Source organism: Paenibacillus macerans, from assembly GCF_900454495.1.
GTDB lineage: Bacteria > Bacillota > Bacilli > Paenibacillales > Paenibacillaceae > Fontibacillus > Fontibacillus macerans.
Genome location: NZ_UGSI01000002.1, coordinates 2009375 through 2028850, shown reverse-complemented (window position 1 = coordinate 2028850; position 19476 = coordinate 2009375). Strand labels below are relative to the sequence as shown.

19 protein-coding genes are annotated in these 19476 nt (G+C 54.2%); 5 read left to right on the top strand and 14 right to left on the bottom strand.

The window, feature by feature from the left end:
* The 8 genes from DYE26_RS32305 to DYE26_RS32275 form a co-directional block, all read right to left on the bottom strand.
* Complete coding sequence (locus DYE26_RS32305; protein ID WP_036620922.1) at nucleotides 1-1779, bottom strand: hypothetical protein; 1779 nt, start codon at nucleotides 1777-1779, stop codon at nucleotides 1-3.
* Between the two features lie 68 nt (nucleotides 1780-1847).
* A complete protein-coding gene (locus DYE26_RS34645) occupies nucleotides 1848-1967 on the bottom strand; it encodes a MucR family transcriptional regulator (RefSeq protein ID WP_164815305.1) in 120 nt (39 codons plus the stop codon).
* 23 nt (nucleotides 1968-1990) lie between these two features.
* Nucleotides 1991-2455: a phage tail assembly chaperone gene (locus DYE26_RS32300; RefSeq protein ID WP_036620919.1), complete on the bottom strand. Its 465-nt coding sequence runs from the start codon at nucleotides 2453-2455 to the stop codon at nucleotides 1991-1993.
* Between the two features lie 43 nt (nucleotides 2456-2498).
* Nucleotides 2499-2915 (bottom strand): phage tail tube protein, encoded by a 417-nt coding sequence (locus DYE26_RS32295; RefSeq protein WP_036620917.1) that lies wholly within the window; start codon nucleotides 2913-2915, stop codon nucleotides 2499-2501.
* 22 nt (nucleotides 2916-2937) lie between these two features.
* Nucleotides 2938-4395 carry a phage tail sheath family protein gene (locus tag DYE26_RS32290; RefSeq protein WP_036620915.1) on the bottom strand — a complete coding sequence of 486 codons (1458 nt, stop codon included), beginning with the start codon at nucleotides 4393-4395 and terminating at the stop codon, nucleotides 2938-2940.
* A 2-nt stretch (nucleotides 4396-4397) separates the two neighbouring features.
* Nucleotides 4398-4718 (bottom strand): YqzN/YkzM domain-containing protein, encoded by a 321-nt coding sequence (locus tag DYE26_RS32285; RefSeq protein WP_036620913.1) that lies wholly within the window; start codon nucleotides 4716-4718, stop codon nucleotides 4398-4400.
* Between the two features lie 5 nt (nucleotides 4719-4723).
* On the bottom strand, nucleotides 4724-5599 hold the full coding sequence (locus DYE26_RS34465; RefSeq protein ID WP_051985336.1) for a hypothetical protein: 876 nt from the start codon (nucleotides 5597-5599) through the stop codon (nucleotides 4724-4726).
* 1146 nt (nucleotides 5600-6745) lie between these two features.
* Nucleotides 6746-7246 (bottom strand): ArpU family phage packaging/lysis transcriptional regulator, encoded by a 501-nt coding sequence (locus tag DYE26_RS32275; protein ID WP_036620910.1) that lies wholly within the window; start codon nucleotides 7244-7246, stop codon nucleotides 6746-6748.
* A 571-nt stretch (nucleotides 7247-7817) separates the two neighbouring features.
* Here DYE26_RS32275 and DYE26_RS32270 point away from each other — a divergent pair.
* The 3 genes from DYE26_RS32270 (at nucleotide 7818) to DYE26_RS32260 (ending at nucleotide 9267) form a co-directional block, all read left to right on the top strand.
* Nucleotides 7818-8171, top strand: a complete 354-nt coding sequence (locus DYE26_RS32270) for a helix-turn-helix domain-containing protein (protein ID WP_036620908.1) — start codon at nucleotides 7818-7820, stop codon at nucleotides 8169-8171.
* A 118-nt stretch (nucleotides 8172-8289) separates the two neighbouring features.
* Complete coding sequence (locus DYE26_RS32265) at nucleotides 8290-8889, top strand: ImmA/IrrE family metallo-endopeptidase (RefSeq protein WP_036620906.1); 600 nt, start codon at nucleotides 8290-8292, stop codon at nucleotides 8887-8889.
* Nucleotides 8890-8892: 3 nt separating this feature from the next.
* Entirely contained in the window at nucleotides 8893-9267 is a 375-nt protein-coding gene (locus DYE26_RS32260; protein WP_036620904.1) for a hypothetical protein, read from the top strand.
* Here the strand turns inward: DYE26_RS32260 and DYE26_RS32255 are convergent.
* A complete protein-coding gene (locus DYE26_RS32255) occupies nucleotides 9264-10439 on the bottom strand; it encodes an oxalate decarboxylase family bicupin (RefSeq protein ID WP_036620902.1) in 1176 nt (391 codons plus the stop codon). The genes DYE26_RS32260 and DYE26_RS32255 overlap by 4 nt on opposite strands.
* Before the next feature lie 100 nt (nucleotides 10440-10539).
* Nucleotides 10540-11244, bottom strand: coding sequence for a YceI family protein (locus tag DYE26_RS32250; protein WP_036620901.1), 705 nt, complete (start codon nucleotides 11242-11244; stop codon nucleotides 10540-10542).
* Nucleotides 11245-11433: 189 nt separating this feature from the next.
* On the opposite strand from DYE26_RS32250, the gene DYE26_RS32245 reads away from it, so the two are divergent.
* Both DYE26_RS32245 and DYE26_RS32240 read left to right on the top strand, forming a co-directional pair.
* Nucleotides 11434-12117, top strand: coding sequence for a response regulator transcription factor (locus DYE26_RS32245; RefSeq protein ID WP_036620900.1), 684 nt, complete (start codon nucleotides 11434-11436; stop codon nucleotides 12115-12117).
* Nucleotides 12102-13619 carry a HAMP domain-containing sensor histidine kinase gene (locus DYE26_RS32240; protein WP_063836303.1) on the top strand — a complete coding sequence of 506 codons (1518 nt, stop codon included), beginning with the start codon at nucleotides 12102-12104 and terminating at the stop codon, nucleotides 13617-13619. The genes DYE26_RS32245 and DYE26_RS32240 overlap by 16 nt, the downstream gene beginning before the upstream one ends.
* A gap of 415 nt (nucleotides 13620-14034) precedes the next feature.
* Here DYE26_RS32240 and DYE26_RS32235 read toward each other — a convergent pair whose 3' ends face one another.
* The 4 genes from DYE26_RS32235 to DYE26_RS32220 form a co-directional block, all read right to left on the bottom strand.
* On the bottom strand, nucleotides 14035-15786 hold the full coding sequence (locus DYE26_RS32235) for a prenyltransferase/squalene oxidase repeat-containing protein (RefSeq protein WP_036620899.1): 1752 nt from the start codon (nucleotides 15784-15786) through the stop codon (nucleotides 14035-14037).
* A gap of 213 nt (nucleotides 15787-15999) precedes the next feature.
* Nucleotides 16000-16875, bottom strand: a complete 876-nt coding sequence (locus DYE26_RS32230) for a carbohydrate ABC transporter permease (RefSeq protein WP_036620897.1) — start codon at nucleotides 16873-16875, stop codon at nucleotides 16000-16002.
* 33 nt (nucleotides 16876-16908) lie between these two features.
* The gene (locus DYE26_RS32225; protein WP_036620895.1) at nucleotides 16909-17811 is read right to left on the bottom strand and encodes an ABC transporter permease; all 903 of its coding nucleotides are present in this window, start codon (nucleotides 17809-17811) and stop codon (nucleotides 16909-16911) included.
* Nucleotides 17812-17835: 24 nt separating this feature from the next.
* A complete protein-coding gene (locus tag DYE26_RS32220; protein ID WP_036620894.1) occupies nucleotides 17836-19449 on the bottom strand; it encodes an extracellular solute-binding protein in 1614 nt (537 codons plus the stop codon).
* Between the last annotated feature and the right edge of the window lie 27 nt (nucleotides 19450-19476).

Genomic DNA, 19476 nt, shown 5'->3' with positions numbered 1-19476 from the left:
TTACTTCAGATTTTGCATGGCGAACCTGACCTCATTGGCGATTTTCCAGCCCGCCGCCTTGGCAAGTTCGTCGTAATTGATCTCGTCTTTGTTGACGGTGAGGTTGAGGGCGCCTTGGGATAGGGAAACGTTGACCGGGGCTGACGGTTTATTGAAGTAACCAGGAACACCAATTTTGGACCTTAGATCCTCAGGCAACTCATAATAATCGGGAACAGGCGTCCCCATGACCCTAGGAACGTATGGTTCAGGTGGAGTAATTCCCTGCACGCTTGGAGCCATTTCACGGTCGGAATATGCCTGAGGTTTTTGTTCGATTTTCCCATGAAATAAATCGTAAATATAGCTGCCTAAAGGATCGCCTAACAAACCTCCGACAGTAGCTCCAAGGGCAGAACCTACAGCAGGTCCTACTGGACCGGTAACGGGAGAAGTCAAAGTTCCTAGCCCTCCCCCGAGGGCTCCTAACACTCCTCCCAAAATGGCAGATGTAACTTTTTGATACCTCTCCCTGCCTGGCTTGGCCGAAAATATCTCGATACCGTCCATTAGCACTCCGGCATATCCCCCTAATCTTTTTACAACTGGGGTGACTACATTTCCTAAAAATCTGAGACTTTTCGTACCCGCATTCGTTAAACGCCTCATATTTTGGGGAGAAATTTTAGGCTCAAGGCGTGATCGCAACCCCGGCCATTTAGCTTGCCACCAATTTTTAACTGAATTCTTCGCTTCTATTAGTTTCAGGTCAAGAAGTTCCTTATAACGATCCTTAAAGTATTCCTGAATGACCTTTCCCCCAAAGTCTAAGACCTTGAAAGTTCCATCCAAAACATCCTGCAGAGGAGACTTCTTTTTGGAGGAAGTTGAGGATTCCCCTGATTCCTGTGGAGAACCGGATTTAGATTTGAATTCGATCCCCAGTCCGGAAAGAACTTTTTGAGTTGCCTGAACAGGCCCCCATTTGCTAGCTCCCAGCTTTTCAGCTACTTGTAGAGGATCAAGTATGGTTAAAAAAGATTTAAAGAAAGATTGACCCGATTTTATCCCTGCTTCTGCATACACCGGTGCTTTTCGAATCCAACTTTGGAATTGGCTTGATGGACCGCCAGTTTGACCTGAAATGTCATTGGGGGATATCTTAGTCATCTGGCGATATAGAAAGTTAAAAGCATCAAGCTTTGGAACCCCCAAAAAATCGAAAAACGGAGGAGTTTTCCTTTTCGGATTTCCCGAACCTCCGCTTCTCCGTCCCTTGCCCCCTCCACCTTGTCCAGAATTCTTCTTCTCAGGCATCTTAATATACCCTAACTCCTGCATGATCTTCTCCTTCAACCCACCGCCAAGCGCGCTGGCAATCGACGAGGAGATGCGCTGCATCGTGCTTTTGCCGTCGGAGCTTATCCATTTCGTAAAAGAATCCCCGACCGCGGTCTCCCAGTCCACGCCGGCGACTGAAACGCGCCAGCGTGGGGCACTGAGTGCCGCCAGTGTAGCGTAAAGCTTCACGGCCGCTTTGGACGCACGGTCGTCGAGCTCGGCGACCGGTTTGACCGTGGTGCGGTGCAGCCGCGTCAGCGTGTCGCCGATTTTACGGGCGGCGGAAGAAAAGCGGTCGTCCAGCGTGACGGCGGGTTTGATTCGCGTTTTGCCCAAAAGCCCGGCGCGGCGCTGGGTTTGCTGCAGCAGCTTATCCAGGGAACGCAGCTTTTTTTGCGTTTTGTCTACGTCGCGGTTATCGATCTCGATCTCGAGCTCATAGATCTCTTTGTCGGCCATTCGTTACCTCCTTTCTCCGTACTTCGCCTGCCCGCCCGGAAGCGGGAAAACCGGGAGCCGGGAGACGCTCATTGCATCATCTCCAGCTCCCGCTCCGCAAACGCTCTAAGCAGCAGACGCTCTCCTTTGGGGAGCGACCAGTATTCCCCGGGGCGCAGATGATGCCGCGTCCACAAATGGAACAGCAGCGTCGTCGTGCCGCCGGAGCCGATCAGTTTTTTAGATCATCGATGTCGACCCCAAAGCCGGAAATCTCCAGCACTTTATCGCCGACGGCGTCCAGTTCCCCGGCCAGCAGCAGACGGCGCACCGCCTCTTCCCCGCCGGACAGCTTCAGCCGGCTGATCAGGCGGTCGTCGCCCCAGCCGCTCAGCTTCAAACTTTGCGCTTCCCCGCCGTTCTCCCGCTTCTTAACCACTTCCAGCGAGGCGGTCGCTTCCTTGATCAATGCGGCGTTAAACAGCTCGCTGTCGATTTTTTCCGTGACCTGGCCTTTCGTCGTCTTGCGGATCGTGCACCGCTCACGGATCGCATCCACCTTGCTGGACGTGAGACCGCGCAGCGTGACCCTTAAACCCAACCGCCCGATAAAAACGGTCTCCTCCGGCAAATTCGCTGCCGTCTCGAAAAGACCGTCCAAAATTTCCTGCTCATTCAACAGCCCATCCTGACTCAAAATGATTCCTCCTCTTGTAAGTTACTGGCCTAATAATCCAAAATTAAGATGCCACGATCGGGTCCAGCAGTTCGTACGACTCGAACGTAAACGGCGTTTCCTCAGTAACTTCTTCTCCGGCCGTCCAGTTGGCCAGTTGGATTTTGTCCACCATGCAGTTGTTCAGCTGAATCCGCTCGAAGCCGTAGGCTTCCGGGTCGTCCAGCTTATGGATGATCGAAAACTTCTGGAAGCCCCGCGCGATCATGTCGGATGTCACTTTGTAGCCGCTCATCGTTCCAGTTCCTTTTTTGCGCCCCAGCTTGTAAACGGTATAGTCGGTGCCAACGAGGTTCAGTTCCTTTTTCTCCGCTTCGACGTTGGCCTCCAGGTGATTCAAATTCGACTGCCACTGGCCTTCGATAAAAATTTGCCCGTACGTGCCCATAATCACGCGGCCGGGATCAAGAAATTGTGCCATAGATAAGCTCTCCCCTCAAAAATTATTGCACGTAAAACGTGCCGAAAATTTGTTCCATCACATCGGTGTCGTCCGCTTTCCACGCCAGGAAAACCTGATCGTCCTCAGGGACAAACTGCGGCGCGCTGCCGTAAAAACGCGGATCAAGCGTGACGTCAAAACCCGTCGCCTCAATGACGCTCTCCGCGGCCAACGTCTGCAAATACTGCTTCCCGGCGCCGATCAGGGCCAGCCGGCCTTCCTCGGTGTTGTTCACCTTGCCGATGTAATAGTCCTCGGCGGTACGCTGCAAATCGGCGTTGATCTGGTCGATGACGCGGATTTTGCGGATTTTTTTCCAGCCTTTGTTCTGGCCTTGGCGCGGTGAAATCAAGCTGTTCACACCGCGCAGCACCTTCACCCTGCGGCCGTCATGGACGAGCAGGAAAACCCCGCCTTGCACCGCCTGCTCCTGTTCGGAACGGGTCCAGCGCCGCGTAACATCGTCGAAAGGCGAAGCCGCATACGTCGTCGATTCCTTCAGCGACTGGCCGGCGATCAGCCCGGCAACCCAAGCGGCGATCTGTGCGGAGCTGTACTCTTTGCCGTTCAGAACCGCGCCGGTGCCGACGTTGACGATGCCCTCGTAATCGATAACGGCGCTGCGGGCGATCGCTTTGCTCACCGCGTCGGCTCCGGTATCGTCGGCCGCCGAACCGCCCAGCACCGCGATGATACCTTTGCCCTCTTCGCGGACGCGTTTCACCCAAGCCACGATGCTGGTGCGCAGTGCCGGGTCGGAAACACCGTCGAGCGTCAGTACGTGGAAGTCCTGGGTTTCAAAAGCGGCGATAGCCGCCACGTAATCGGCGTTCGTGACGCCGGAAATGCCGCTTTCTCCGCCGGTCAAAGCCGCGCCGGACACATCGGCCAACGTACCTTCGCCAGCCGCCTCCGCCGTAATCCAGAGGTTGGCCTTGTCCGCGTTGATCGCGGCCGCCGCAAGCTCGGCCGATCCGCTGCCCAGCGGGAACGTCCGCAGCAGCGTCGAACCTTCATACAGCTTCAATTCCTTACTGCCGGAAACCGACAGGCTCGGTTGAACCGTAACCTTGAAGCTGTTGCCGCGTTTGCCCGGGTACTTGGCCTTGAGCAAAAGCGAAGCGGCGCCTTCCCCATTGTTCAGCGTCAGCGATGCCTCTGCCGCCGTGCTGGCGGCGATCCGGTAGGCGAGCAGCTTTTTCGGCCCGCCCAACAGTGCGAGATACAGCGTCGTCAGCGCGGTTGCGCCATCGGAGTCGTCATTCCCGAACAGCTCCCGGATCGCCGCTTCGTTCGCCACCTCCGTGAATTGTCCCATCGGCCCCCAGTGGGCTTTGACCGGAGCGACGACTACGCCGCGCGCTCCCGACCCAATCGCGGTCCCCGCCGCGCTCACAAAATTCATATACAGTCCCGGCAAAACCGGTTGATCCGTTAAACTCCATGTTCCTCCTGCCATATTTAAAGCACCCTCTTCCCCAAAAATTGTTTGACCAGCCGCTTGGCTTCCTCCACTTGCATCTCTACTTGCATCATCTCTTTGCCGGCCCCATCTCCGACCCCGGCTCTGGCCCCTGCCACAGCACCGGCCAGCACCTCCGGCTTAACCCCCAGCAGCGTTTCGGACACCGCCATCAGCTCATGAAGCGGATAAGCTTTTTCTGTTGCTGCATCTTCCGCGGCCTTCGCTGCTGGATCTTCCGCGACCTTCGCAGCGGCAGTTTCCTGAACTGCCCTCGTCTGAGTTGCCTTCGTGGCCGCCGTTCCTTTTTTCCCTGCCACTTGCCTCACCTCATATTGGATTGATAATGAACGTATTGCATGAGCGGCGCTTCCTCCACCGGTTTGGCGGTACGCCGGATGAGCGAAACGGTCAGCGGACCCGCCGCCACAGTCCCCAATCCGGCCGTCGGCACGCTCACCTTTGGCTCGCCGATGCGCAGGAACGTCCGCTCCGCGCGGTCCAGCGGGATTTTCACCGCAGCGCCTAACGCTTCAAGAAGCTTCAGCATACCCGCGTGCTCCTGATCGGCATTCTCCGCCCGGAAAAACGCGGTCATCCGCTTTTCGATCTCAAAGGATGACGGACTGAGCGTCCGCACGTCCATGTCGATCATTTGCCACAGCACCGCGGGCCTTGCATGGCCAGGCGGCCAAGCGCCGCAAAACGCTGCCCACTCCGGGCCAAGCGTCCGTTTCGTCCAGTCGGCTAACGCCGTAAGCCACGAATCGCCGGTGATCTGCACCGACTGCGAGACAGGCTGCGGCGATATCAGCGCGATCTGCATCCCGCGCTTTGCCGCCCCGCGTTCTTCGTCAAGGTCGTCCCCCTCCGAGCCCAAGATTCCCAAATACAAACCGGCCCAAAGCTCTCCGCTTTCCGCCTCAAGCAACTGCTTATCAAGCGCATTAACGACAAGTTCGCCCAGCCGGTCCATTTCCTCCGGGACAGCTGCGGATACATAGAGATCGACCTCATTTAAGAGCCTGAGCCCTTTCCAAGCACTGTCCGTACTGTCTGTACTGTTCGCACTGTCCGCGCTGTCCCCGCCGACCGGCCGCACAACCGCAAAAGGCAATGCGCTTTCCGCCTGGGCCGGTGGCGGCGAATCGTACACTTCCTTCAACTCCGGCACGGCTTCCAGCAGTTTGCCGCGAATCACGCCTATCGCATCTCCAGCAATGATACTCACCTCCTTTCCAGGTGAAACTCATTGATCACGCAGCGCGGAAGGCTGCAAAACTGTCTGGTTCCTTCAAAACGTCCCCAAATGCAGCCCCGGCAGCGTTCCGGCTGAGCCCAGACTTGCGCCGAAGCCTTTACCGGCGGGCTATTGCTCTTTTTCCGCACACGCATCCTTCCTTCCAAAACAAAAACCGCTGATGGCTCAGCGGCTTTCGCAAAGTTTATAGTAGGATCAGATCAGGTGTCCCTGATTTCCACACTACCAATTTACCACGGATAAACCCAAGCGAACGGACATGTGCCGGACATGTGCCGGACATGTGCCGGACAAGCGGCGGACAACCGGAGGACATTCACCGGACAGCTAACGGACAAGTGTATGAAAAGCGTTCACAGGAAAGGTATAGTGTCGGCAAAACCCTTTACAAAATCAGGCCGCCTGAGAAACTCCACGTAAAAACTCCTGTGTAACACTAGCGTTGCATTAACTTTTGCTAAAGACTTCCCAAAAAAAGCTACCCGGAAATTTAACGGTTGTAGTAGCGGCTATTTTCCGAAAAAAGACCTTTTCTAATTTCTAACGGTTGTAAGCGTCGTTATTTGCTTGAATCTAAGCCAAAATAGCCGGATTTCAGTGAAATAAGGGCTATGGCAACCGTTACAATTTGAAATCAACGTTTTTGGCACAAATAACGCTTGTGGCAACCGTTAGAATATTGGTGTGGCTAGAAAATGTAGATTTAATGCAACGCTAGTGCCTGTGTAAAAAAATAAGTACATAAAATGCCGCTATTCCTCCGATATCCGTCCATTTGAAAGAAATAGAGGCAATTTAGGTCGTTATTTTCCCTCGTCGCTGCCAATATACCCGTCTTCCGAACCATTCTTAGGGAAATAAGTACATAAAATGTCGCTAATGGAGATGAACGTGCTAGGTTCCGGAATATAAGTACATAAAGTACCGTTATTTTTGAAGGCCAACGGTTGAGCCAACGGCCAGCTCACAGCCAGCCACGGTCAGCCAACGGTCAGCCCACGCTCGGCCGATCCGGCAGCCGGCTGTAAAGCACCGGATTCCAGGTTGAGCCCTCCCCCCTCCCCACAATATGCAAAAAGGCCGGCATCAGCCGACCTCGTGTTTCGTTTTTTTCGCTTTTGTCTCTTCCTGCTCCTCATACACCTCAAGCCTCATCGCCGCCGCCAAGATGCGGATGGCGCTGGCTTTGATGCGGCGGTAGGTCCGGTCGGAGATGCCCATTTCCCCGCAGCTGATGAAATCGTACTCCCCTTCCGGGCTGAGATAGCTGCGTTCGATCACTTCCCGCTGATCCGCCGACAATTTCTCCATCGCCATGTCGAGCAGTTCCGATTTCCGGATCAGCTCCGCCTCCTTGTCGGCATTGCGGATCGCCAGATGCTCGGTCGGTTTGCTGACCTGGTTGGTGGCGCCATGGTACCGGGGTTCGTATCCAGGGGTAATCATCGCCTCCTGCCGGATCATTCCGATTTGGCGGAACTGCCTCACTTCCTCCAACCGTTTTTCCACCGCCAACCGGGTGGCCGCCTCATTGACCGGCAGCGTACTAAAAAAAGTAGTATATACATGAATCCGTCTTCTTCCCATTAGAAGCCCTCCTGTCCATTATGCTAAAATGAATGCCGCGGTTCTCGGATCTATAAAAACGGGTTCTAAATTGATGCCATTTCGGTAACACTAGACAGCATTGCTTGTCCATTACAGGTTTCATATGCCAAGCATGAATTACGGGACTTCTCCTTGTTCTGTCAAGCCGTCTCCTTCAAACCTCCTCCTTTCCATTCAATTTCCCTCCTCATTTTTACCATTTTGGTAAGTTGTATCCTGATTATAAATTACCATTTTGGTAATGTCAACACATTATATTGCCACTTCGGTAATTTTCAATCGCCTTAATTTTTCCATTTATTAATTAGACGAGCACATAGCAAAAAAAGTTTCTACAGGTATACCTTCCAAAATAAGCTGATTTGGCCCATTTGCATCGTTTCTTTTAAATTGCTGTCGAACAGGGTAAAAGGGGCATGAAGTACATTTAAGTTAAAACGCAGGACGTTGTTCATTTTGTCAACCATCAATCCATCCAAATTTATCTTTTCTTATTTACCAATTTGTCAATTCATGATATACTGGACTAAACGGCAAATGAGGAGTAAGTATGCAAACGCTAGGCGAGCGGATCAAATCCTTAAGAGAACAAAATAACCTCACGCAAAAAGACCTGGCTGCCAAAGCGGAAATGTCGGTCGCGCAGCTGTCCAGATACGAGACGAACGACCGCAAGCCCGATCCCGAATCGCTGCGGAAGATCGTCGACGCCCTGGATACGAACGCCGACTATTTGCTGGGCCGTACGCAGGACCCGTCCCCTTCCGGGGAGAAAGGGAGCAATATGTCTTTTTTTGGCGGTCCCGAAGCGTATACGGCCGATGAAATCGCCATGATGGAAGCTGCCTTAAAAGCATACCGTGAGCAGAAAAAGAAGCTGCTGGGCGGAGATGAACCGAAGTAATCAAGAGGAATGCCGATCAACATCCGGTTTTTACATAATGCACGTTACGGCCCTGATTGCGGGGCCCTTATTTTGGACCCCAAACCGAACATATATTCTTATTTGAGGTGGTTTTTGGATGTTATTCGCCTATTATCATGAGACCCTTCTGGAGCAGTGGATTAATACGAAATGCCTGAACCATGGGATTGCGAGCCCGGCGGATCTCGACATTGAGCGGGTGGCCGAAGCTTTTGGCGTGGCGCTGGTGTATGAATCTTGCCCATCCTTTTCCGATAACGAGGAGAAAGTGATTTTTCTCAACAAATACAAGGATGCGGCGGAAGCCCGGGTTATCTTTTTTCATGAGTTGTGCCATGTGCTCCGGCATGCCGGGGATCAGCGCCGTATGACCGCGTTGTTCAAAAACGCCCAGGAAAGCGAAGCCGAGCAGTTCGTGCTGTATGCCGCCGTGCCGTTTTACATGTTCGCCAAGCTGCCCGTGCCGGACCATCGCGGCGAAGCGATTCCCTATATTGCCGAACAATTTCAGGTCCCGCTTACACTAGCCGAGCAGCGGCTGGATCAAATCCAGCGGCGGGTGCTGCACGGCAGTCTAATTGCGGCGGCCCAGGCCGCGAATCGGCGGCAAAAGCAAGCGGCTCCAGGATGGTCGAGCGAAACCCAAAGGGTGCTTTCCCAACTGGAGCGCCAAATTAAAGGAAATGGGGGAATGTAAAGGATGCGGATCGCGGCTTTTTGCGATTTTTACGATGACGCCCTCCGTCCCCTGCAGCTTGTGGTCCGAGCCCGGCCCGGGGAGCTCGACTGGACACAAACCATATACATACCTGTTTCCGGCCCGTTTGAACCGTTTGAACCCGAGGATTTTGGCGACCTTCCCGGCGTGTCCGTCCTGCTGGAGGATTTAGTGCTTCCCAAAGTGCCGCCGGAGGAGAGGGAAACGCCGGATAACCCCGATCATGCATCGGTCAAAATCATCGGCATCCTTCTCTCCAGCATCGCCGAAAGGCACGAAAATGCGGAGGACATCCTGCAACTGGTGGTCCAGATGGCCGATGTCGAAGAAGTATTGAAATACGAGCGAAACCGCTAATATTTCACCACCGGCCACTTTTCCTTGCGCAGCGCATCCATCAGCACGGGGCCGGCATGCAGGTTGCTCTGCACCAGCTCTCTGGGAGTTAAAGCCATCCACTGATTTAAGGAAATGTCCGCAAACCGGTCGCTTTTGAACATTTCCAAAAACCAGATGCTTTTGTCGCCCGTATTTTGGATGTAATGCCCGAAGGCAAACGGCACATAACCTACATCTCCCGCCCGGACGTTAAACGTGCGGGCCGCTCCGTGGCCGGCAAAAACGGTCATCCGGCCTTGGCCCGACAAATAATATTGCCACTCATCGTTATTCGGGTGCCAGTGCAGCTCGCGCATGCCTCCGGGCTTGATTTCAACCAGGGCGGCGGCAACTGTTTTCGATATCGGGAAGTTGGAGGAATCGGCGATGCGGACGCTTCCGCCCGGGGTCTTCAGCGGCTTTTGGGCCAACATGCGGTGCGTGAAACTGAGCGGGACTTCGCCGTACGGCGAAGTAATCTTTTGGCTTTCAAGCGGACCGGGAACCCGGCCTTGATAAATATATACCTGCTCTTTCGGGATATGATCAAACGCTTTGCGGGGAACCCCAAAATTGGCCGCCAGCACTTCTTTGGGCGTATGCGCAAACCAATCCGAAATCGACAGTGTATTCATGTCGGAGAAATGTCCGTCGTCAAACACGAGCAGAAATTCGCATCCCTCTTCCAACCCTTGAATCGAATGGGGGATGCCGGGCGGAAAATACCAGAGGTCGCCCACGCCAACGTCGGCGATAAAATTTCTCCCGTCTTGATCCACAGCCGTGATCCGGGCTCTCCCGTCGATCATAAACGACCATTCCGCCTGCTGATGCCAGTGGAGCTCCCGCACCCCGCCCGGCGTCAGTCTCATGTTTACGCCGGCCAGCGTCGTCGCGACGGGAAGCTCGCGTATCGTGATTTCCCGCGACCAGCCTCCGTGATCCAATTGCATGTGCGTATCGGAAAACGAAAATTTCAAATTGGGAATCAACCCCTGGTCCGTGACCGGAGGAACCAGCATATCCGGATTTTCCAAGTCCCGCAAAATATCCCGGGGACCCGGGTCCGTCGCCCCGCTGCCGTCCGGACGAATGGGCTCGGGAATGGACACGCCTCCGGAACGAGGTTCACCAGGAAAACGGTTCTCCATAAGGATCAATCACTCCTCTGCCGAATGTACGGCATCATTTTCCACAATCAATTGATCCTATTCAAAGCGCCGGTCAAATATGTTCGTCTGATTCCAAAATTTACTTCTCAAGCACCAGCTCCAGCCGGACGGAAATATCGTTTTCCGTATCCAAAACGACGTTGTGCGGATTTTGCAGGCCGAAATCGGCGAAGGTCACGGTCGTTGTGCCGGACAATCGCACCTGATTATCCTGGTAAAGCGCTTGTCCGTCGAATGTAACCTCTTTATCGATCCCTTTGACGTTCATCGTTCCGGCCATCTTAAAATCGTAAACTTTCCCTTCCTCCCATTCGCCAGGCAGTCCTTCAAAGGAGGCGGCGGTAAATGTTGCCTGGGGATACTGCGCTACATCAAAAAAGTCGGCGGTTTTGATATGCTCGTCCCGCTGCCCGTTTCCGGAGTTCACATCGCTCATCTCCAAGACTCCCTCGGCCTTCATATCCTCGGGCTGGTCCAGCTGAATCGTCCATGTTCCGCTAACCGCGGCATTTTCAAAGTTTACGGTCTCGCGCGAAGTCGTCACGGAAAAATAAACCTTGGAAGCGTCGGTAATCTTCCATTCCCCGTTCAACCGCTCGGCGGTTACGACCGTTTTTTCACCGTCTGCCGAAGCATCGGCCACAGCGCCGCTGGCCGGAATAGCTTGCTCAATTTCCACCCGGTTGCCCAAGTAGTTGTCCATAAACTTATAACCGCCCGTTCCTATCAATATCACTGCAGCGGCCCCGCCCGCTATGATCCAGTTTCTCGTTTTTTTGCTCATAAATTGTAAAACCTCCTATCCCTATTTATCTCATAACCTACCATTCGAATGTGTCGGGATGATGTCAGAACGCCGCCTTTTTCCGTAAATTGGATTTTTTGAGAAAATTCCCATTAGGCGATGCTTGCGGCCGGGCTCGGCATATGGTATTGATGTAAGCAACGAGATTTCGAGAAAAAGGAGATTTCCGTGAAAACCATATTGATTATCGAAGACGAGGAAGCCATTTCGCGCGTGCTGGCCGCTTACGTCAAGAAGGCGGGTTACCAGCCCGTCCGGGCCGCTAACGGCGCTGAAGCCATGGAGCAGTTCGCTCGCAAAGCGCCGGATCTGATTTTGCTCGATCTCATGCTGCCGGACTCGGACGGCATGGATCTGCTGTCCGCGATCCGGAAAAAAAGCGCCTGCCCTGTCATTATGCTGACGGCGAGGGACGGAATATCGGACCGGCTCGACGGCCTGAACGGAGGGGCCGACGATTACATGGTCAAGCCGTTCGTCCCGGAGGAGGTCATCGCCCGGATCAACGCCGTGCTGCGCCGGCCGCCGCATTGGAACGACCACCGCAGTACAAGAATTTACGGCAACCTGCATATCGATTTGGCCGCCAAGCAGGTCCAGGTCAACGGAGCCGAGGTCGCGTTAAATCCCCGCGAGTTGGCTTTGCTGCTTTTCCTGGCCGAGCGGCCCAACCGGACTTTTACCCGTGAACAGTTGATTGAGCAGGTATGGGGGATGGACTATGACGGGAGCGACCGGGCAGTCGATCTGTCGATTAAACGGCTGCGTCAGGCGCTGTCGCACTGGTCGGCGAAAGACGGAGAAATCCGCACGCTGCGGGGAATGGGGTATCAATTATGGGTCAAAGAATAAAACCTGCGCCTAAGCAGACCTCGATCCTGTCTTACTGGACCCTGCGGTATTTTGTCATCTTGTGCCTGGGCCTGGCCATTATCACTGTGGCTGCGGTGTATTGGATTCGGGAAACGGCGAGGGACAGCCGGCTGAAAACGACCGGACTGCTCGGTCAGGAAATTTCCGAACGGGTCACCTCCCCAAACGGGGAAATTGTCATTCCGCCCGATTTTCAGCATTTGCTGAAAAGCCGGTTTGTTTATTTCAATCTGGACAAGGACGAGCTTTGTCTGATTATTACCGATGATCAAGGGAACCTTGTATTCTCCAAACCAAAAATCAGCGATAAAGATTTGAAACACAAGCTGACGGACGATCTGGCCGAATCGCGTGACAGCCGGTTTATGGCGGTGACGACTCCGATCATGAGCGGCGGCGAAAAAAAGGGACAGGTCGCCTTGCTTCAATCCAAACGCTCGCTGACCTATAGCCCGAACGAAATCGTTTTGGTCGTTCTGCTGCTGCTTACGCTCGTTTTGTGCGGTTGGATCACGCTTTACGCTTTGTCCCGCAAGCTGTCGCGCCCGATTCGCCGCGTCGCCCTAAGCGCCAGGCAGATCGCCGCCGGCTCATACGACGTCAACCTGGATATCGCCACGCCGGAGCGCGAAATCCAGGAGATGATCGGCTCCTTTAAGGACATGGCCTTTCGCCTCAAGCAGTTGGAAGCGTGGCGGGCGCTGCAGCTGGCCGGAGTGACCCATGAGCTAAAGACCCCGGTCACCTCCATCAAAGGTTTGCTTTTGGCGGTGCGCGAAGGGGTGGTGAACCGGGAGGAAGCCGAGGAATTTTTGGATATCGCCCTAAAGGAGTCCGAACGGCTGGAATGGATGGTTGCCGACCTGCTCAACTACAACGCTCTTTCCTCCGGCAGCCTGGAAGTGAAAAGCAGCCCGCTCAATGTGAAGCTGCTCGTGGAGGAAATCGTCTATCAATGGGGGCTGCTCCATGAGGAGGAACAGGTCTCCGTTGCGATCGAACCCTGCGGGGAGGAGCTTGTCGCCCTCGGGGACGCCCTGCGGATTCAGCAAATCGTGGTGAATCTGCTGAACAACGCCCTGCAAGCCGCGGCGGACGAACGCCCGCTCCGCGTCGGTATCCGGCTGATTTCGCACGACAGATACATGGACATCCTCGTCCGCGACAACGGCGGCGGCATCCCGGCGGAGGAACAGCCGCACATCTTCGAGCAGTTCTACCGCGGGCAAGCCAAGAAGCGGAAAGTGCGCGGGCTGGGCCTCGGCTTGACCTACAGCCGGCTGCTCGCCCGCGCCCAAGGCGGCGACCTGCTGCTGGACGGCAGTACGGACGCGGGAAGCACGTTTGTGCTCAAGCTGCGGCTGGAGCAGCCGGATTGGGAGCGGAAGGACTGGGAACAAAAAGACTGGGAACAAAAGCCGGAACATGTGCACAGCCTTGAGCAGACGGCAGCTACCGGCAGGCCTATCGCCGGCTCTTAAAGAAAGCGGCTGTTGGCGTTTCGCCTCCAGCTATCGGTGGTTCGCCTCCAGCATCGGTGGTTCGCCTCCAGCATCGGTGATTTGCCTCCAAAACATCCCATGAAATGCAAAAGGGCATGCGATTTTCGTCGAAATTTACCGAAATAGGGGGTTCAAATGCAAAAGTGCAGTTCATCCCCCCTTTTTTATCGAACAGCCCCAAACCAAATGCGCTTTTGCATCTCAACCGCTCTAAATAAAGTAATATACCGTAAATCAAATGCACTTTTGCATTTGATCCAGCCAAAGCCGAACCCAGAGTCCAGATCTAGACTCTAGACTCTAGACTCTAGAATCTAGAATCTAGAATCTAGAACCCAGAGTCCAGAGTCCAGAGTCCAGTCTCCCGACTCTCGGCGATAGAACGTTTAAGCATTTATTCTTGGGCGGGGGACAACCGCAATTGAAACGTACGGTCATACGGCGTTAGCAGGTTGACCAGCAAGGTCCGGCAATCGGGCGGATAACTTAGGTTGTTGAGTTCCTTTGCCGAGTGTTCATGGCCGCCGCCTTCAAGTTCGATCCAATCGCTTCCCGAACTGTACCGGACACGCCCGTCCTTCCAAAAGTACGTTCCTTCGCCCGCCGACGCAACCCCCTCTCCGAACCATGCCCCTTCGCTGCCGAAGATGAAGGAAACCTGCGTCATCAGCACCTCCGGCAGCCGGCAGCAGAGGCGCAGGCTCCAGCCCTGCCCGGTTTCCGCAAGCTCGAGCTCCACCTCATGCTTCTGCTCATGGGTGACTTCGCGAAGATGATGCGGCAGCAAATACCAGGGGCTCACCGCTTCCCCCGCCGCGGCAGGCAAATGCCGGGCCGGTACGGGCCCGTAATAGCCTTTATACTCCTCGGCCCGCAAGCGATAACCTTGCCCCAGCCGCTCCAGCGTCTGAAACTTGACAAACCCAGGCCCAAAAGAAGTGCCGATCTGCACGCCAAGCAGCCGGGCCTCACCGTGCCGCAGGGCGAAAAACGAATTCGCTTCGGCCATGACGGTCACGCTCGTCTTTCCTTCCCGCTGGCGGGCGACCGGCGCGCCGAAATCGGGATGCAGGCGGCTGTGGTAAATACGCCCTCCGTGCCCGGCCGCCTCCATCGCCTGCAGATAACGCTCGCGTGGAAAACCGCCGTTAATGACAACTTTGTACCGGTCCGGCAAGGGGCCGGGCTCTACCTTGCGCCGCCGCAGCTCCGGGTAACGCAGGTAGCCGATCAGCGCGTTGTTCGGCAGCATGCCGGGTTGCCCCAGCGCCTCGCCGGCGAGATCGGCCAGCGCCGCAAACAGCGGATCGCGGTCGCGCTCCTCCATCAGCTTCAGGATCAGAAAAAAACCGCTCAAATCGGATTGGCGGCCGAAATCCTGACGCCCGGAATAATCCGTAACCACGTCCCCGCCGGGATGGATCAAGTACGCCATCATCCGCAAGTTCCGGCGCACAGGTTCCAGCAGCTCCGGGCGGCCCAACAGCTCCGCAGCATAATACAGCACGAGGTCGCTAACGGCGTTATAAATGCCGTTGCTGCGTTCCGTCCACTCCCCGTCCTCCGTGCAGTCGAGGCCTTCCGCGAGCCATTGCTCCGCCCGCTCTTTCAGCTTTGCTCGCCCCGTCAGCTTAAACATAAACCCGAGAGCCGAAGCGATGACCCAGCGGTGATTCGGAGTATGGCATCCTCCCGTCTGCAAGACGGGAATGGTTCGCTCCAGAAAACGGCGAATATCCGCTGCCGCCTTGCGAATTTGTTCATATACAGCGGCATGGGCGTTCAACAACTCATAGACCTGTGCCAAACCGCTCACGACGAAAGCCGTGTCGGGCGGCGAATGCAGGTTCGTCCACGGCGGCGAAATCGAACCGTCGGCATGCTGCGACCGCAGCATAAATTCCGCCGCCAGTTCCAAACGATGCAGCAGCTCTTCATGATGATAGAATCGGGAGTCTTCGTTAATGAGAGCACATGCCCATGCGGCCATTTCCTTCGGCGTTCCGCCGTGGCTCGGCCAGGCAAGGCCGTTCGCCGGATCGGCCACCCCGCCGTAGAAGCGGCTGGCTGTGTCAAGCACCTGACGCTCCATCGCATCTTGCACGAAATCATCGTTCGCTAAGACCAGCTTTTCATAAATCTCCATACGCTTTCCCACACTTTCTTCAGCCGTCGTCCAGTTCATCTGTATAAGTTGAACTACCGAGTGAACGTGACAGGGCAGCCGTTGAAATGTTCCTATTGACCGCGATCGCTCCCGTTTCTTCGGAATCATTCCACACTTTTGCCTAACTTCCGCTTTTCTTTGGTTCAACTTACACAGCCTGTAATCGACTGATCAGATCATACGTTGGCCATATCAACCTTTCACTGCGCCAAGCATCACGCCGCTTACGAAGTAACGCTGCAGCCACGGGTAAACGAGCAGGATCGGCACCGTCGCAAACATGACGCTCGCCGACTTCAATCCTTCCGGTACGAGCCTGGAGACGGCGCCTGCGCCTTCCGCCGCCAGAAGATCGGATATCATATTGTTCTGGATGAGCTGGTACAATTTAAGTTGCAGCGGATAAAGCTCCGGACTGTTAATGTACATGAGCGTATCCTGAAATCCGTTCCACCGGCCTACCGCATAAAACAAGCTTAGCGTGGCGATAACCGGGAGCGAGAGCGGCAGGATAATGCCGAGCAAAGTCCGAAAATGGCTGCTCCCGTCAATTTCCGCGGACTCCTCCAGGCTCTCCGGAATATTGTTAAAAAAGGTAATCAAAATAATTAAATAAAAAGGATTGATAAGTCCCGGAAGCACAAGCGCCCAGATCGTGTCCAGCAGGTTCAGGCTGCGGACCAAAATATATTCCGGAATGATGCCGCCGCTGAAGAACATCGTAACGAGCACGATCGTCATGAATAGCTTGCGGCCTTTCAGCTTTCTTTTGGACAAAGGATACCCGGCGGCGATCGTCATGACCATGCAAAATACCGTGAACAATGCCGTCAGCAGCACCGTAAATCCTAAGGAACGGATCATAGACGAGTCGGTAAATACCTGCTTATAGGATTCAAAAGTGATTTCAACCGGGATCAGACTGACCTTCCCCGATAAGATGGGCCCCGCAGAGCTCAGGGAAACCGCTAAAATATGGATGAACGGAGCTAGACAAAGCAGTGTGGCGGCGGCTAAAACGATAAAATTGACAATATCGAACACGCGGTTGGCTGTTTGCTCTTTCACAGGCGTCCGCTCCTTTCAAAATCTTCGCATATCCTACATAATCCCCTCGTCGGTAAGCTTCTTGGAGATAGCGTTTGCGGAAAGAACCATAACCAGCCCTACGACGGCCTGAAACAAGCCGACAACCGTTGCCAGCGTGTATTGGCCGGATTGGAGCCCGATTCGATAGACGAACGTGCTGAGTACGTCGGAATACTCGCGCACGGCAAGATTGCCGATCACATACGGGCGGTCAAAGCCGATGGTAATCATATGGCCGAGATTGATGATCAGCAGCATGACGATCGTCGCTTTCAAGCCGGGGAGCGTAATATGCCAAATCCGTTTCAGTCTGCCGGCCCCATCGATGCTTGCCGCTTCGAACAGCTCTTTGTTAATGCCGGTCAAAGCCGCCAAATAGATAATCGTCCCCCAGCCCGCACTTTGCCACACACCGATCACCAAATAGGTAATCAGCCAAGTGTTTTTTTCCGTGAGAAAAGGAACCGCTTCATAACCCAAAGAGGTGATGATATTGTTGATCATGCCGGATTGCGTGCCAAACACTTGGGCGGCGATGCCGCCGATGATCACCCAGGATATGAAATGCGGGATATAAAGGATCGTTTGCGAAAGCTTTTTGAACCAGGCGGTCTTCATTTCATAAAGTAAAATAGCCAAAATGAGCGGCGCCGGAAAAGAGACCAGCAAATCCAAAAAATTGAGCATCAGCGTATTGCGGAGCGTAATATAAAAATCCCGCATGCCGAACACTTCCCGGAACGCCTCGAAGCCGGTCCATTCGCTTCCTCCAATACCCTGGAAGAAGTTGAAGTCTTTAAACGCGATTTGAATCCCGTACATCGGCCCGTATCTAAAAATGATAAAATAAGCGAGCGGCAGCGCAAGCAGCGCGTACAGCTGCCAATATCTGCGGAAATAGACTTTCCAACTCACAGCGGTCCCTCCTTATGCGGCGACTTACTTGGACTGCATCTCTTTATAGACAGCCGTGCGTTCGTCGAGAACCGCCTGGCCTCCGCTGGCCATATAATCTTTCATCATCGTTTCATACACGCTGTCGAATTGATCCGGCTTCACCATCGTCGTCTTCACGAGCATTTCGTTGAATTTTTCCTGCAAAGTCGTACCGTATTTCGTTTGCGCCGCAATCGGTCTCTTCATCACAACCGGCTCGATCACATCGGTATTGGCAATTTGCTGGGCTTTGGCGACAATATCCTGATATTCCGGCGGGAATTGCAACGCTCTGGCTTTCAGGTTCATTTCCTCGCTTCCCAACTGTTTGCCGTTCGCAATAATGGCCATGTCGCCGCTATTGTACAGACGGTTTAAGGCTTCCTCCGTTTGCTTCTCCATCGCGACCGGAACGCCGTCTACCATCATGTAATTTTCGCCTTCGATGCCGTTTTGCATATGGAACAGGTGGTCGTCCGCGGCCATCCATTCCAAATACTTGATGGCTTCCACGGCGCGTTTGCTCGATTTAGGAACCATGATATACATCCCGTTCGGATTGTACATCGGCTTGGGATGTTTGCCTTCGGAGTTCGAATATACGTCCACCGCCGCGAGAATGGCGCCCGGAACGTTCTTTTGCAGCGTTGCGTAAGTCCCGTTCTCATAAAAAGGGTTGACATCGTCCTCGCTGAAGAAGCCGACTTTGCCCGACGATACGTCTTCGCCCAATTTTTTCTTGTCCGTATCCAGAGCGAAGTCCTTGCTCATCAAACCTTCGTTGTACAGCTTGTTCATAAACCGCAGCGCATCCTTAAAGCCCGGCAAAAGCGCCGGATAATCATTGGAGCCGAGCGTTTGCGTCAGCGTATAACTTTGTTCCTCCGTCAGCGGCTCGATGAATGACCAGATGAGCGGTTCGTACTGGGCGTTGGCCACCGTCATCGCCAGAGGAATCACCTGGCCTCCCGTCCCGCCCGGATCTTTCTCTTTGAAGGCTTTCAGCGCTTCATACAGCTCCTCCGTGGTTTGCGGTACGGCAAGACCCAGCTTATCCAGCCAATCCTGACGGATAAAGGAGGCATATTTACCTACTTGTGAACGTTTAGCGGGGACCGCGTATTGCGTGCCTTCATACAGGCCGTATTGCAGAATGTCTTCACCCAGGAAAGCCTTTAAATTCGGAGCATGCTGCTGCAGGAGCGGACCCAGATCGGTTAAACCTCCTTGCGAAGCATAGCGGTTAAAAGTATTCGTGTCATAAGTGAACACGATGTCCGGCACGTCGCTGCCGCTGGCCATCAATACGTTCAGCTTCTCCACCTCTTCGGACCGGGGAACCGGTACAAATTCCACATCGATGTTGTTGGGATCCCCGAAGTTTTCTTGAACGTAGTTCGTTAAATAGTTGTCCGTAATCGTGGATCCGGCCGGAGAATTTCCGCGATCGAAAACTTCGATCTTAAGCGTAACCCGTTTCCCCGATTCTCCCGCTTGCGTTCCGCCCGGCTCATTGGACTTTGAATTTGACGATGACGAACATGCGGTGAACAACAAGGAGGCAGTCAGAATAACAGCGGCTATAGCCATTCCTTTGCTTTTTTTGTTTCCGGTCATCTTATCATCCCCTTCTTCGAAATGAGG

Coding starts and splice junctions, on each gene's coding strand:
- DYE26_RS32275 (WP_036620910.1), bottom strand. CDS start 7,246: ATGGGAAGAAGACGGATTCATGTATATACTACTTTTTTTAGTACGCTG.
- DYE26_RS32250 (WP_036620901.1), bottom strand. CDS start 11,244: ATGAGCAAAAAAACGAGAAACTGGATCATAGCGGGCGGGGCCGCTGCA.
- DYE26_RS32260 (WP_036620904.1), top strand. CDS start 8,893: ATGCGGATCGCGGCTTTTTGCGATTTTTACGATGACGCCCTCCGTCCC.
- DYE26_RS32265 (WP_036620906.1), top strand. CDS start 8,290: ATGTTATTCGCCTATTATCATGAGACCCTTCTGGAGCAGTGGATTAAT.
- DYE26_RS32220 (WP_036620894.1), bottom strand. CDS start 19,449: ATGACCGGAAACAAAAAAAGCAAAGGAATGGCTATAGCCGCTGTTATT.
- DYE26_RS32255 (WP_036620902.1), bottom strand. CDS start 10,439: ATGGAGAACCGTTTTCCTGGTGAACCTCGTTCCGGAGGCGTGTCCATT.
- DYE26_RS32270 (WP_036620908.1), top strand. CDS start 7,818: ATGCAAACGCTAGGCGAGCGGATCAAATCCTTAAGAGAACAAAATAAC.
- DYE26_RS32295 (WP_036620917.1), bottom strand. CDS start 2,915: ATGGCACAATTTCTTGATCCCGGCCGCGTGATTATGGGCACGTACGGG.
- DYE26_RS32235 (WP_036620899.1), bottom strand. CDS start 15,786: ATGGAGATTTATGAAAAGCTGGTCTTAGCGAACGATGATTTCGTGCAA.
- DYE26_RS32305 (WP_036620922.1), bottom strand. CDS start 1,779: ATGGCCGACAAAGAGATCTATGAGCTCGAGATCGAGATCGATAACCGC.
- DYE26_RS32240 (WP_063836303.1), top strand. CDS start 12,102: ATGGGTCAAAGAATAAAACCTGCGCCTAAGCAGACCTCGATCCTGTCT.
- DYE26_RS32290 (WP_036620915.1), bottom strand. CDS start 4,395: ATGGCAGGAGGAACATGGAGTTTAACGGATCAACCGGTTTTGCCGGGA.